Below are 14,635 nucleotides of genomic sequence, written 5' to 3'. Positions count from 1 at the left end.
CAGGCTACTTATTACTCAGTACGGAGTGTAGCTCAGCCTGGTAGAGCACTGCCTTCGGGAGGCAGGGGTCGCAGGTTCAATTCCTGTCACTCCGACCATATAAATATGAGTTATTAAGTCACCAAAGAAAAAAACCGCTCTATCGCCTGATCCATTATCTTAAGGATTAACGAGCTCATCTAAGTCGCTAACTAGGGATTTACTGGCGTAAGTTTTTCTAAAATTGTCTTATAAGCTGACCCCTTCATCACTAGATATAAAATGCTTTTCTGCAATATCCCACTCACTTTTTGATACATCAAACACAAGTATGTATTTCATACCAAGTTGTGTCTAAATTCTAGACTACTGTATTGTTCGATGAGCAAAAGTAGCACTTAAGAAGCAACGTAGATTACGGAGACACACATGCTGTACAATAACAACCCATCATGATAATATTTTCCACTTTAAAAACCGTAACAATTCCTGAACGATGACTAAATGAAAACAACTAGAATGTTAAGAGCCGACGCTATAAATCCTTTTGATAATTTGCCGAATGAAGCACTGCAATATTTGCTCCGCTTTACCAATCATCGCGGCATGTTAGTGTGCAAACGCTTCCTGGAAGCAGATAGAGAAGTAACCAAAAATGAAGCGCAAAAGTTTTTCACCGACTACCTAAGAACAAAAACTATAAACTTTGACTCAGTACACCCTCTAAAGATAATCTATCTTATAAATGTATTTGCGCTTGATGAATTGCCTAAAATATCAGATCCAAACGAAAAAACAGCCACTATTGGTATCTTATTATTACAATTATATGAAGTGCTGTATTTCTATACCAATCATAACCAGATAGAATTTACACTTCTACGCGAACCCGACGTACTAGCGAGTTCAGCATGGGCAGTTTCTTATTTAGTTACTTCTAATGATGAGAGTGATTCACTAAGAACCTCTATTTCAGAACAAGATATTAATAAGATCAAAGACGATGTAAGTGATATGCTGGCTTTTCTAACCAACACAAACCCAGAACAAAACATCAACACACGTTATTTTAATGAAATTGTTACAGGGATGATGCAAGATTTCAAAGCAGGCATGAAGTATGCCTTAGATAATACATCTGGCTGTAATTGGCGTTTTTTTAGCTTTACCGCTGAAAGCAAACCGCAGATGATTTTACGCTTAATCAATCAATGTGCCTCTTTGCTTGAAAACCAGCCACCCACACCTCAAACAAGTTGCATCCTGTTTTAATTTAGGCTTTTAAATTTAATCAGTATCTGGGCTTGCTGTGTTTATCATTGATTCCATGCTTTTTATTTGATTTTAGGGCGCGACCTGCCACTCAGCGAGTTCTACCCCTATTTTCAGAGCATTGTTTCAGGGTAATCTTTCTTAATTCATCGACTGGACTCATCATAACTTAATTATTCTTGCAATTTCTGAATTAACTCTTTCCTTTCTTTTAACGATGTTCATAACAAAAGAAACCATTTAACGTAGAGCTAATGACAAGGCTAAAGGCTACGGACGGGTTTAATGGCTTGGTTAGTTGACTATCCAGATAAGTTCTGGCAGATCAAGTCTGCATACTGATGCATACCGCGCTTCCAGAGCTCCTCAACGAATATCGGCCTCGGCAGAATGTTGCTCATGTAAGGCTGTGGACCTATCGACATTCCCGCCTGGACCAATATCTTGGTTTCGAAAGGATGGTTTATTTGAAGCCCATTAATTAGAGGTCATGCCCTTCATTACATTAAAGCCGTTCTATTCTCCATGCCCTGTATTTTTGATCTTTAATTAACTTAAGGTTGCAATTGGAAGAATGGCTTCAAATGTAACAATTTTGTTACAAAACAAACTCCCTATGTCATAGTCACGTTACATTCAGCACCTATCATTTCTTGTGAATTACTTGATAGGAAAAAAATGAACTTAAAAAAATACTTAGTAATTGGAGCCTTAGTAAGCTCTTTGGGCGGGGTTTCTGTTGCAAACGCACATATGCCTCCTGGACATGGATGCCAGAATTCTTCTCCTAAAATCTCAAAATTAGTTCCAGAGGAACACCGTGCTGAATTTAAAGCGATGCTCAAAGACATGCACGCTCAAATGCAGTCATTAATGAAGGAGAAACACGCGTTACATATGCAGTTAATGGGTTTAGTAGCTACACCCGGAGCTCATTGGGAAGACATTTCTTCAGTTATGGATAAATTAATCGCAAATAATGCTGCTACGACCAAATTACTAACAAAAAATCAATTCGAAATGTTTCATAAGTTTGGCGTGCTACTTCCACCACCTCCAGGTGCTGCGGCCCTATAATCTCAATCGCTATCTCCAAGGTTTATTTGGAGATGGACATGAAATACCATACTGATTATTATGACTTCCATTAGTAAAAAACCAAGACCGTTAGTTTGTTACATAATCAATAATCGTATACTTTAGTTACTCTGAATAGGTACATGAATATGAGTGATACCATCAACTTAGCGAAAATGAGACAACAAAAAAAACTAAACCAATTCAAACGAGAAAACAAAAGCACATTGGTTAGTGCTAAAATTTCTAAAATTCCTGGGCAAACCTATTCTGGTAACATCGATATTTATTTTAAAAAGGAAATCAAAATTTCGTCTACCGAGGCGGTCCATATCATAGAAAAGAATGGTTCATTTAAATCGCTTATCTGCCATGTCAAGCATCCCTCTTTAGAACAATTGAAACGATTTGGTTTCATCCCAGCTGGAACGCCTATTTCTCAAGCCATCAAACAATTAGGTGGATACCGCCAAATCATTCTTAAACGAGCCTATGAAAATCATAGGCTTACATCGCTTCATACAGAAAAAGTGTCCTTACTGGATTTTTCTCAAGACCTATTGATGGCTTTAGAGCCCTTAGAGTGTGTAACTAATACGCTAAATGAACATCTATATGAACATCAAAAAATAGCCATTCAGTCTACAATTAAAAACCTCCTAATAAAATTATCTCAATATAAAGCCAAGCATCGGAATACATTGCATCCGTTATGTGCATTCGATACAAATGCACTTAATAAAATGGACCAGCTCTATGAGGCGCTATGTACACGATTAGAAGCGTTATCCGTAACCATTGATAATGCATCTTTTGAAGAACTTAAAGTGCTCTTAAGACCAACGGGCTCAGAATCCATTCTTACTCATGTAAAAGATATGGGTATGGCAATTATTGTAAAAACGCAAGAACTGAATCAAAACCTTACCTACAGCCGCAAAGCAAAATCCTTTTTCAGAGGTGACTTAAATAATGCCTGCGAAGAGGCACTCAAAGCAATTCAGAATTATGAAGTGGATCCACACAATCCTATTTTGCTCGAGCACCAGGGAAACTTTAATGATACTGGCAGTACACTTGCTGTTGATTTCTCCGGACTTGATGAAGAAAAAATAAAACCTCTCATTTATGCAATTAATGAACTATCAAATCACGGTATTCAAAAACGAGAGGAACGCTATGTATTAGGGAAAATAGAGCTAAGCCCTTCTAATCTCTCTAATAAAGCAACATGGAACAATTTTTCTTTATCTAATGTATTTAAAGATATTTTCCGCGGGACTTTAGTTGTACTCAAGCAAGCTATCTTTGGAGTAGCATCTTTCCTTATAAATTTAATTATAGATTTACCTATCTCTTTCCTTACTGCCCTTTTCTCTTTTGACCTTCTAAAAATTGCTTCATTAAGTACATTACTTTTTCCTCAAAAGAACCAAAATAGTACAATACCATTAGTTAAAGAACTTCTCGAGTCTTGTTCATTTAAGCAAACCAGTTTTGGGTCGAATAGTGGACGAAAACTCGCTTTATTAGCGGTTAATTTATTAAAAGATGTAGGTAATACATTCTTAGGTATACTTTACCGTTTAGGTTTTGGTTTTTATGACCTTTTTTTAGATGCAAAAATACAGTTCAAAAAAAGCAATCGAACGACTCAATGCCAAGCAATTTTATCGGATATTAGCGATTCTCTTACAGCAATAAAGCAAGAAAACATAAAACAACTTGATTCTTTGATAACACAAGAAAAGAGCATCATAAAAGCTCAAAAAAACTGCTCTCAAAATACTAGGCCTATAGTAATAACAAGTCCTGACGTCGCCTGTGCCCCCTACCATCTTAGCTCGGGAGAATGGCATGACCTAGTAAATGTAATCTTTGATAAAGTAAAAACAGTCTTGGATGAGGGAGTTACTTTTGCTCTCGCAAAAGATCCCATTAAAACAAATCTAATTTTGGTATTACAGCTTGGAGCCGTGCTTTCCATCCTCGCTCCAACAGCAATGCCACTGGTAACCCAAATATACACCCAAATATTTTCCCTTTTACAAAATACAGTAATTACTATTATTCCTCAGCCTGTTTTAAATACATCAACCCTGATAATGAATAATGATATGGTTAAATACCTTCAAGTCACTCAAATGCTTGAAAATATAATCGGTATTAATCAACCTTTAGGCACTGATTTGCCTATAAAAAAAATTGACTCTTTTAAGTCTCATCTACCAGAGCAAAACCTAAGGCAAAATAAGACACCTCAGCTATTTTTACAAGTAAAGGCGCTTCAACTTCTCTTAACAAGACAAGATGTACTTCAATCTTTATCATATCGAGAAAAACGTTTGCTCATGATGGCGATTGAAGAATTATTTAATGACATCAAAGATAAAGAAAATTTTATAAAAGGATTATCCTGCTTACTCTATCCCCCTACAAAAAAGACTTCTTTAAATCAAACGTTAACCATTATCTTCGATTACATTCCATTAGTGGCACGCTGTCTTTTGAGTCCTATAACGTTTTCTTCTCGACCTTGGGATGAATTGAAAAATAAAATAATTAAAGATTTAACCCGTATCGGACATGCGATAAGTAGATTATCTAATGCTGTATTTAGCATGGCAGTACGGATTTTTATAAGAGCTCCGGGAGACATTCTTGTTAATGAAATTGCAGCAAGAGTAGAAGGAGCAATCCATGATAATAAACACAGTATCTCTCAAATTTCTTATCAATTAAGCCAATGTTGTAATCAATCAATGGAACAAATCCGACAGAAATCTTCAACTAGTATCGACATCATGCGACGCATGTCTAGTGCACCATCTCCACAAGAAGCGCTCAAAAATGTGACTGCATACTTATATGCTGGTGGGCTTTTTGCATCTGAAAATAATATTAATTCCGAACAAAACACTCTAAGCAGTAACCCTTCTGCAAACGTTCGACTAAATACAGTTGTATAGAAACGTTTTAAGGGTAATGTTTTCTATCAATAGAATGTACTCAAAATAAAGCTTTGATCGACCTTATCTTTGAAGGATAAAATAGTACAACTTTGATTTAAGGTAGTACTCAGAGAATGAAAAAGATTTTACTTGTTTTGTTTTTATCATTGTCTAGTGGCACCATTTTAGCACAAGATGACTTGCCGCAATTATTTTTGTTTTTAGGAGGAAACGAGGCAAGTTCATCTGAACACATACTAAAAAATAATTGCATAAATGGAGTACAAATAATTTATTCTTGGAAACAATTAGAACCTAAAAAAGGTTTTTATGATTTTTCCAAAATTGAAAAGGATTTAAAGTTTCTTAATAAAGAACATAAAAAACTTTTTATCCAAATACAAGACCGATCCTTTACTCCAGACGTATTTAACGTTCCTGACTATATCCGCGAAGAAAGTGTGTATCATGGTGGAGTAGAAATGCAGTATGATTTTCCAGGTGAAGGAAAACCCATTACTACAGGGTGGGTTGCACGCACATGGGATCCTGCCGTAAGAAATCGTTTTCAATTATTAATACGAAAATTAGCATCTCAATTTGATGGAAGAGTTTACGGTATCAACTTACCAGAAACATCAGCTGATTTTGACCCAAACCATATGCCAAAGGACTTCACATCTGATAAATATTTTTACTCAGTAATTAATAATATTCGTTACTTAAAAAAATCCTTTAAAAAAAGCAGGGTTATCCAATATGTCAATTTTTTTCCAGGAGAATGGAATGATGATCATCTTTATATGAGTAGGTTATTTACTTTCGCAATGAAGTATCACATCGGTTTAGGTGGTCCAGATGTTGTACCTTATAAAGATTCGCAGATGAAGAATAGCTATCCTTTTTTTCATAAATATAATGGTAAAGTATTAACGGCTATAGCAATTCAAGAGCCTGATTATACTTATAAAAACCCACAAACAGGTGATTTTTATAATTTTTATGATTTCTATTCTTTTTCAAAAGAATACTTAGGTGCATCAATTCTTTTTTGGAACATTGAAGAGCCGTTTTTGTCTAATCAACTTTCACCTAACTTAAATGTTAATTATTTTATGTGCAATTAACAAAATGCTTAGAGTTCCTTTTCGGTACATTTGCTCGTCACCCCCAAATACAAACCGAACTCATCAATTTCACTAGAGAAATTCTGATTTATGAGAACTTAATTACTCAGTTCAATTTACACCATCAATAGGGCTCAAATGAACAACAATTTATTGAAACTGTTTATTAAACTGAGAAAACACATTAAAGTTCAAAATTAGAACACATTTTAAGCGTTCACAAAACGGTGGTTATTTTAGACTTAATCCGAACTTTTTTAGGAAACTCGGATTTTTGAAAATTAATTCTTGGAGAATTACTTCTTATTTAACCATTTAACAAAATCATCTGCACATTCGGGAACATTAACCTAAGAAATTTCTATGTTACTATGGAGTACGTCATCCTTTAATAATCTGAATAGATATGGAAGATTCAATAATTAATAAAATTATTCAACAAGAAAAAAAACTGTTAGATAAGACTGACACCTTATCAACCTTGATTGATCTGATTGATGATGAGTTTATTGAAATTGGAAGTAGTGCAAATGAGTATAATAAGACAGCGGTCGTGGACTGGCTTAAGAGCAATGATCAATCTAAACGCTCAGGTTCTTCATTCAAAACTCATCAAATTTCTGATGACCTGATTTTACTCACCTATATTAGTGCCATTAAAGATACACCAAATTCTGAAATTAAATACGCTGCCAGATCATCTATTTGGCGCTTAAGAGATAACCAATGGCGTATGATTTTTCATCAAGGAACGCCAATGAAATAATCTTATCCATCACAAGCTTTAAACTTTTTTAGCGCGAACACTCAAACGGTTAGTGTTGAGATAAAGAGCTATAATGAACAGCTTGTGCCAGATAAGGCTAGACTTTCAGCAAACATGCGTGACTAATGACAGCATTTCAATAGGCTATAACTCCATGAGTAACGATATTGACACCCTATTGCAAATGGTGCTCTCTATTTATCTGAATCAAATAGAAAAAACCATTTACGACTCGAGGTGTAAGAAAAATTTAAGCTGAGTATGCTATTGAAGTAGGGATGACAACAAATCAGGCTTAGCTATTCGCTTGCAAATTTGTCAATCTTAAATTAAAACTTTAGACCTTGGCTATAAGGAGGTAGAGATAATGTTAATGCTGTTTCAACAATTTATGTCAGTCGTTGATCCAGAACAACTTTATGAGTGGAAATATGAAGGGCTAAGCAATTTCTCTACTCTCTTTTTTTGGAAGGACAAAAAAGGTGAATATTTAGGATGTAATGATTCTTTTGCTCAGCGTGTAGGTTTTGATAAGAGTCAAAAGGTCCTTGGATGCACCGATTTTGATTTATGTTGGTCCGATTCTGCCCCTGATTTTCGCTTAAATGATTTACAGGTTATTAAATATGAAAAACCTAAAATAATTATCGAAACAGGTAAGTTACTTAATGGCGATCTAGGTAAAGCGATTAGTTATAAATTACCCTTGCGCTCAGCATCAACCCGTGAAGTTACAGGGATTATTGGCATCGCCATTGAGTTTAATCAAATGGAAATTCCCACGGATTCATTGACTAATTCCATTCCTATTTCCCAGCTTACAAAGCGTCAGAAAGAATGTCTTTTTTATTTATCGAAGGGACTATCTATCAAACAAATCGCTCGGGTTTTACAGCTTTCTCCGCGTACTGTTGAACATTATCTTGAAGCTGTTCGCGAAAAATTAGATTGTCATTCACTTGCTCAGCTGAAAGAAAAAATCTTTGAATCCTCAATTAAAATAGGGGAATAATTCCCCTAATTGCTCCCAGCTTATTTCTTGTATTTTTTCTCCCATACCAAATCTCAGAGAGAAAAAATAAATGCGAAGCAAATTTGAGGATTTTATCTCCATTCCACGTCTTGATTTATTCGAATTTGGCGATTTAGCGATTCCTGGTATTTTTCATGATCTTATGCGAGATTATTTAGGTTTTATTGCCAGAATGGGTATTTATAATCCCAGTTTTCCTGTCATTAAGGACGTAATAGAGACCCATCATTGCGAAAAAATCGTCGACCTCTGCACAGGAAGCGGGGTGCCGGCGATCTTGCTGAGGGAGTATCTAGAAGAGCAAGGTTATCCTATTCCTCTAGATTTAACGGATAAATTTCCTCATCAAGCGAATGCTCAAAGGGTTAATAAGAACTTAGCTGAGGTAAAATATTTAACTAAATCCATTGATGCAACGGAGCTTCCGCAGGACTTAAAGGGGTTAAGAACTCTATTTGCATCTTTACATCATTTCAAACCGCAACAAGTACAGGCAATTCTCCAAAATGCTTTGGATAATAATCAGCCGATCGCAGCTCTGGAGTTTACCGAGCGAACTTGGTTTAGGGTATTTTGTATGCTCCCAGGTACCTTACATCTATTGGCAGTGACTCCCTTTATTAAACCTTTTTCTTTAACTCGATTATTTTGGACCTACGTCATTCCTGTGGTACCAATTATTTATTTTTGGGACGGTTTGGTCTCCAATTTACGTACCTATTCCGAGAAGGATTTAAGAAAAATTATTTTTAAATTAAAAGATAATAACTTTGATTGGGAAATCAAAACGGTACCAAGCCCATTAATGGCAATCAACCTGAGTTATTTAATTGGCCAGCCTCATGGACAACAGTCTACAAAATCAAGTCTTGTTAGGCAGGAGCAGATCGCCACTAAATCTATTAAAAAAACGAGCGCATCTACTTGTATTGTCCTAGGAATGTTCACTGGCTTCTTTGCTTTTCTAATGAGTCGCAAGGTAAACCTCAGCTTGGCTATCTGCCTATTGACTGCTCTTCTTTGTCATGAAGCCTCCAATAGAATGGCAACAAGCATGCAGCAATATGGGCGCTTTTTTCAATTATTTTCCTCGGATAGTAAAAAGCCCGAGGCCAAGGAAATTGAACTGACGAATTCACTCTGACAAGCCTGGGTAGCGATAGCATAACTCAAGATTCTTCCTCAACTTTCGCTTAATATGCGAACACTGCTATCTATGAGACTACAAAATTAATTTTTCAAATGTTGAACTTCTTCGCGTCAGTTTTCTGCTTAAAGTCTACTTGTTGCAATAATCAGCCTTAAAGGTCATTAGTTCAATTACTTTTTAGGCTCTTCTCTCAATTTAACTTCTTGTATTGGATTGGAGCTTATTTGCTCTTGTGAATGATGAAAAAAACCTTTTTGACTTTGAGATACAGTAGTTAGAACAACAGCAGCTGAATCTTTTGACTTTTCTTGCTCAGAAATAACTGGAGTTTCATTTTTTTGTTCTTGAAATTTAATAAGCATTTCAGCTATAGACGTAAATCCTTTGGAGTTTGCATAATTTACTGGAGATTTCTTATTATTATCAATAACATCTATTTTAGCTCCTCTCCTTACCAGCAATTCTGCGACCTCTTCTTTTCCAAGGGATGCGGCTACATGCAAGGGAGTTCTATTATCTTTACTGCGAGTATTAGGATCAGCCCCCACGTCTAATAGGGATGTTACTGAAGCAAGAGAACCGAAGAAAACCGCATAATGTAATGGAGACATTCCTTTTCCTGACATATTAGGATCTGCCCCGAACTCAACCAGTGTTTTGAAAAAATCCAATTGATTTGATTTAATTGCATGTTGGAAAATGGTTAAGTTACTTTTATCTTCAAAATTCGGGTTCGCACCTTTTTTTAAAAGGGTTTCAAGCATTTCACGATTGCCTTTTTTTAATGCATATACTAAGGGTGGCCACCCGTTTTGATCGGGAGTATTAAGCCCTCGTCCTTCTTTAATTAGCGCATCGATTATTTCGTTAAAGAGTTGCATATCACCTGAATTTATCGCGTAATGTAAGGGAGTAAGTCCTTGTTTGTCTTGCATATCAGGATTAGCATGTCGCTTCAAAAGAAAACCGACAATTTTATGTTTCTTCAATTGAATAGCATAATGCAAGGGGACCATCCCATCACCATCCATTACATTAGGATTAGCGCCATTTATTTTAGGTAAGAGGGCTCTGAGAAGATCAGGATGGCCGCTGTTGACTGCGAGATGAAGTGCGCTTTTTCCAGCATTATCTAATTTGTCCGGATCCGCTTTCTTTTGTAAAAGTGCTTTAATCATAGCTGGTCTTTCAGCTAAAACAGCCAAGTGGATTAAAGACATACCATTCTCATCAATATGATTTATGTCTCTTTTACTGGCTAAATCTTCATGAGCCTTTGCCAAAAGAATATTGTCTAATTGTTTTTTAACATCTGGGGAAACTTGTCGTATATTTTTTCTAAACTGGTCCATAATCATTTGTGGATTTTCATCTGAGCTTTGGTTTTTTTCTTGCAAGTAATTTTTTAATTGATGATATCCTTTGTCCACATGATCCCTAATTTTGCTATTGTCCTTGGGTAATTTTTCAAAACAGCGGTCTAGTTCTTTTAATGCTTCGAAAACCTGATGTATTTTTGCATTTAAGCTAACCATCTTTCGATAGTCATCACCATTTGTATTTCTGAGGTTATCGAGCTCTTTTTCTATGTTAGAAATGAGTTCATTCCGATTTTCTTGATGCTCACGAGGTTGTTTAAGATACTCCGTGACCCTTTTCAATAAGATTTCTCTAATTTCAAGATATGGTCTATGGCTATTACCATACATTTTTGTAAGAGGGAAACCAGATAATCTGGCTAAACTCGTATTGGTTTTATCAAATTGAAATCTCCATTTATCCAAATTATTACTGGGTATTGAATGTAATCCCTTTGTAATGGAATCAATTATTAAGGATGCATTATTATGATGAAATGTAGCAATTCTGTGAATATCATCCAAATTTTCACGTATTATCTGTTGTACAGAATCCCATCTTGATAAATAACTATCAAGTGCGACTCTGGGTTGATCTAACTTAGTAGGTGATGCATATAACATCCATGATTCGTAATCCCTACCAACAGGTGCTTTAAAATTATCTTCCAGTGGAAAGGTAACGTGAGTTATTTTGTCAGCAAGTCCGACGCTTGTATCTAAAGTATATCCGCCTTCAATTGCGAGTAAGAATAAGGAGAAAGCATCTTTAAAGGCCACTCTATCTACAATTCGATTGCGAGGTTCCGTTAAAAGCTCTCTTCTAACTTCCGCCATTTTATTTGCTATTTTAATAATATAAGGATCATCATTTTTTTGCATCCTGGCTATGTATTGATCTATTGATCTAACTTCTACGGTGCAATCCTTTTTTTTGAATAAATCCTGATAATGTTGAACATGTTCATCAAGACAATAATAGTAAATCTTATTCGCGCATTTTTTTGAGACCTCAATAACATCCGCAACATCAGATCCCAACTTATTTTCTCCTGAAGGATCAATTTTTGGGGGACCTATCCATAAATAGTTCACCTTCGGTAAGCTTTTACTATCCTCGTTCAAAGAGGTATCTTCATGTTTTTTTAACAAAATACGCTCCCATAATTTTTAATCGCACTTTAAATCGATTAAAAAAAACCAGATGATTAATTATAGGCTAGAAAGCTCATTGAATTATCAAATGAATATGAAAAATAGAGTTATAGCGGGTTAATAAATCTAATTGACTCGTTAATGACTACGTTTATTATTAATTAAACTGATAAATAAGACCGGATAAACTTTTTATAAAGAGGATAAGATAGTTATTTATACAATATCAGGAATTTAATTGGTAGGGCGTCGGGAATCGAACCCGATACTAGGAGTTATGGCAGATCCGTAAAAACAATGAAAGACTATGAAACACCATATAAAATCTAGGCTAAATGTAGATCGGCAATTGCAATTTTTTGTCTTTAGTTGTCATTAATTGTCGGTAAATAAACCCGCAAAAACCCCTTTGATATTCTAATAGAATGTTCAGCTATTCTTGTTATGCTAAGTCGAATGTCTAGTATTCGCAGTAATCAGACTTAATATAATTGTCTCGCCCTTCCCTTTACGAGCTCTCTTACAACAACCAATAGATTAACTAATTTAGTAATTGTTTTAGTAAAGTCTCTAACTCATTTTGGTTTAATCCATGATAAAGACCATTTTTAGTTTTTGATTCTGAAAACTTAGGTATACAATAGTTTCTATCTCTACTATTTTGTTCTTCATAATATTTAAAGAACTCATCTAATATTTCCTCGTCCCTTTTCATGAATCCTCTCTAAGCTATTATTATTCAAGCAAATATAACAGAGATCTTGTCTCCAATCAGAACGTTTAGTAATGATATAAAGGCTAGTTTTAGGATTAATCAGCAAGCAACACTATAGAATTCTTTAATTATCCGTGCCGCTGATAAAGCTGTAATATGATTATGATCTAGTTTTGGAATCAATTCACAAATATCCATACCGATATAACTGAAATGCTTCCTTAATTGATGAATTAAATAGATCACTTGATTTACACTAGGGCCTCCAGGATAAGGGCTTTCGACCGCTGGCGCACAAGAGGGGCTTAATCCATCAAGATCGATTGAAAAATAAAGATACTTAAGACCAGCGAATTGCGTGATAATTTTTTTGGTCATCGTTTTAAGATTAGCGTGCGCAAATTCACTACCTCTGATAATGCCTATATTTGGTTTGTATGTAGCTAAAGAAGCAGCTTCACTTTCAGTGAATTGTCTTATACCCATGAGCATCACCTGGCGCGGAGTTAATGAAGGCAACAAGAAGCCATGATGTAGAATGGAGCTATAGGATAGTTCATCTTGGGCTTCACAATCAGGATGGGCATCAAGATAAATAACGCCAAACTGACCTGGTAGAATTTCATCTAATGCCTTCAATGCAGCAAATTTGATAATATGATCCCCACCAAGGCAAATGGGCTTTTTATTATTTTTTATCAGCGTACCAAATTTTGAACAAACCAATTTGATTTCTTCAGAAAGAACAGGTTCCGGTATGGCCAAGTGACCTTCATCCCAAAGTTGGTTACCTGATTTAAAATTTTCTGGAAGTGAATATAATCTGTTATCAACCTCTCGGATAAAATCCGCAGAAAATACATTTCGATCCGATGTTGATGAAAATGTAGGTGCGGTTCCCGCGCACTTTGTATTTACGCTGAATAAAACCGAGTGCGCGTTTGCGTAATTTGGACTACTTGCGTATTTCAGCTTAGACATAATCTACTCCTGCTTTTGAACCTTTTCGACATAAAAAATATAAAGGTTACATTTGTTCTCTTTAAATATTGTAAAGGAGATATGATGATTCGTATAATTTATTATATTTTATCTTTGATGAATTATTTTGATATTACTTGACCCCCAATTAGTGGCTTTTGAAGCAATTGTTAGCAAAGGGACAGTTCATGCTGCTGCAGAATCACTTTCTTTAACGCAAACTGCAGTAACGCAACGTTTGCGTCTCTTGGAACAAAAAATGAAAACTACTCTTTTTATCCGCAGTCGCCGAGGCATGCTGTTAACTTCAGAGGGTGAGCAGTTGCACCGTTATTGCCAGAGAATCATTGAAATGGGAAGCGTGGTGCTTGCCAACATCCAGGGGGCTGGTATCTTATCTGATTTGCGGATAAAGATTGCTGGACCTTCCAGTATCATCCGCTCAAGAATTATTCCCCAATGCCAACCTATTTTAAAAAATTACGCCAAGTTGCATTGGTCATTTTTAATCGATGATGCTTTTGATCTTACCCCTGCTTTGAAATCTGGTACAGTGGATTTTGTTTTAATAAGGCCAGAACAAGTTACTCAAGAAATGGAAAGTAAGCCTTTATCCCCAGAGCATTATTTATTAGTTTGCTCTTCAAACTGGAAGCATCGCAAATTATCTGAAATTATTCGTAATGAAAAAATAATCGATTTTGATAGTTCGGATCAAATGACTTTTTCTTATCTAAAGAAATTTAGGTTATCCGATGGAATTCAGTCGGAACGACATTTTGTGAATAATACAGAAAGTATTGCTCAATTATTTATTGCCGAGTTTGGTTATGGAGTACTAACCAAAGAATTCGCAGAACCTTATATAAAAAATGGAACTTTACATATTCTGAATCAGGGAAAAGCGTACCTTAACCCAGTAACTCTGGCATGGTATAAACGGCTTGTTGACAGGGGTATAAAACCGCGGAAATATGGCGCAGGCTTAAATTGATCAAAGTACGCGCAAAGTACACACTTTGATCTGACATTTACCTTAAAGCTAAAATGGGGGCTCCTCTCTAAAGATAT

General features: G+C 35.6%; 10 protein-coding genes and 1 tRNA gene. 9 read left to right on the top strand and 2 right to left on the bottom strand.

Translation table 11 applies throughout. The features are described from left to right. Positions 1-21 precede the first annotated feature (21 nt). The 8 genes from ACWTEW_RS01485 to ACWTEW_RS01450 all read left to right on the top strand — a co-directional run bounded on the left by ACWTEW_RS01485 (position 22) and on the right by ACWTEW_RS01450 (position 9,349). A tRNA-Pro gene (locus tag ACWTEW_RS01485) sits at positions 22-98 on the top strand. A 385-nt stretch (positions 99-483) separates the two neighbouring features. Beyond that, positions 484-1,251 carry a hypothetical protein gene (locus ACWTEW_RS01480; protein WP_454783474.1) on the top strand — a complete coding sequence of 256 codons (768 nt, stop codon included), beginning with the start codon at positions 484-486 and terminating at the stop codon, positions 1,249-1,251. Between the two features lie 678 nt (positions 1,252-1,929). Further along, a complete protein-coding gene (locus ACWTEW_RS01475) occupies positions 1,930-2,328 on the top strand; it encodes a hypothetical protein (RefSeq protein WP_454783473.1) in 399 nt (132 codons plus the stop codon). Positions 2,329-2,477: 149 nt separating this feature from the next. Next, complete coding sequence (locus ACWTEW_RS01470) at positions 2,478-5,297, top strand: hypothetical protein (RefSeq protein WP_454783472.1); 2,820 nt, start codon at positions 2,478-2,480, stop codon at positions 5,295-5,297. A 116-nt stretch (positions 5,298-5,413) separates the two neighbouring features. Further along, positions 5,414-6,406, top strand: coding sequence for a hypothetical protein (locus ACWTEW_RS01465; RefSeq protein WP_454783471.1), 993 nt, complete (start codon positions 5,414-5,416; stop codon positions 6,404-6,406). A gap of 406 nt (positions 6,407-6,812) precedes the next feature. Continuing rightward, positions 6,813-7,172, top strand: coding sequence for a nuclear transport factor 2 family protein (locus ACWTEW_RS01460; RefSeq protein ID WP_454783470.1), 360 nt, complete (start codon positions 6,813-6,815; stop codon positions 7,170-7,172). 367 nt (positions 7,173-7,539) lie between these two features. Next, complete coding sequence (locus tag ACWTEW_RS01455; RefSeq protein ID WP_454783469.1) at positions 7,540-8,184, top strand: helix-turn-helix transcriptional regulator; 645 nt, start codon at positions 7,540-7,542, stop codon at positions 8,182-8,184. A gap of 70 nt (positions 8,185-8,254) precedes the next feature. Next, a complete protein-coding gene (locus ACWTEW_RS01450; RefSeq protein ID WP_454783468.1) occupies positions 8,255-9,349 on the top strand; it encodes a hypothetical protein in 1,095 nt (364 codons plus the stop codon). 176 nt (positions 9,350-9,525) lie between these two features. Here the strand turns inward: ACWTEW_RS01450 and ACWTEW_RS01445 are convergent, their stop codons facing one another. Both ACWTEW_RS01445 and ACWTEW_RS01440 read right to left on the bottom strand, forming a co-directional pair. Beyond that, positions 9,526-11,865, bottom strand: coding sequence for an ankyrin repeat domain-containing protein (locus tag ACWTEW_RS01445; protein ID WP_454783467.1), 2,340 nt, complete (start codon positions 11,863-11,865; stop codon positions 9,526-9,528). A gap of 817 nt (positions 11,866-12,682) precedes the next feature. Next, positions 12,683-13,564, bottom strand: a complete 882-nt coding sequence (locus tag ACWTEW_RS01440) for an arginase family protein (protein ID WP_454783466.1) — start codon at positions 13,562-13,564, stop codon at positions 12,683-12,685. 127 nt (positions 13,565-13,691) lie between these two features. Between ACWTEW_RS01440 and ACWTEW_RS01435 the strand changes: the two genes are divergently transcribed. Beyond that, positions 13,692-14,558 (top strand): LysR family transcriptional regulator, encoded by an 867-nt coding sequence (locus ACWTEW_RS01435; protein WP_454783465.1) that lies wholly within the window; start codon positions 13,692-13,694, stop codon positions 14,556-14,558. Positions 14,559-14,635: the final 77 nt, after the last annotated feature.

The sequence above is a fragment of the Legionella stuttgartensis genome (assembly GCF_977063405.2).
Note: the sequence above shows the minus strand (reverse complement) of the source record. Positions and strands in the feature narration are given on the sequence as shown.

What these genes read in the sequence shown, in the direction of transcription:
- ACWTEW_RS01440 (WP_454783466.1), bottom strand. Translation starts at nt 13,564, where the DNA reads ATGTCTAAGCTGAAATACGCAAGTAGTCCAAATTACGCAAACGCGCAC.
- ACWTEW_RS01465 (WP_454783471.1), top strand. Translation starts at nt 5,414, where the DNA reads ATGAAAAAGATTTTACTTGTTTTGTTTTTATCATTGTCTAGTGGCACC.
- ACWTEW_RS01475 (WP_454783473.1), top strand. Translation starts at nt 1,930, where the DNA reads ATGAACTTAAAAAAATACTTAGTAATTGGAGCCTTAGTAAGCTCTTTG.
- ACWTEW_RS01480 (WP_454783474.1), top strand. Translation starts at nt 484, where the DNA reads ATGAAAACAACTAGAATGTTAAGAGCCGACGCTATAAATCCTTTTGAT.
- ACWTEW_RS01455 (WP_454783469.1), top strand. Translation starts at nt 7,540, where the DNA reads ATGTTAATGCTGTTTCAACAATTTATGTCAGTCGTTGATCCAGAACAA.
- ACWTEW_RS01460 (WP_454783470.1), top strand. Translation starts at nt 6,813, where the DNA reads ATGGAAGATTCAATAATTAATAAAATTATTCAACAAGAAAAAAAACTG.
- ACWTEW_RS01450 (WP_454783468.1), top strand. Translation starts at nt 8,255, where the DNA reads ATGCGAAGCAAATTTGAGGATTTTATCTCCATTCCACGTCTTGATTTA.
- ACWTEW_RS01470 (WP_454783472.1), top strand. Translation starts at nt 2,478, where the DNA reads ATGAGTGATACCATCAACTTAGCGAAAATGAGACAACAAAAAAAACTA.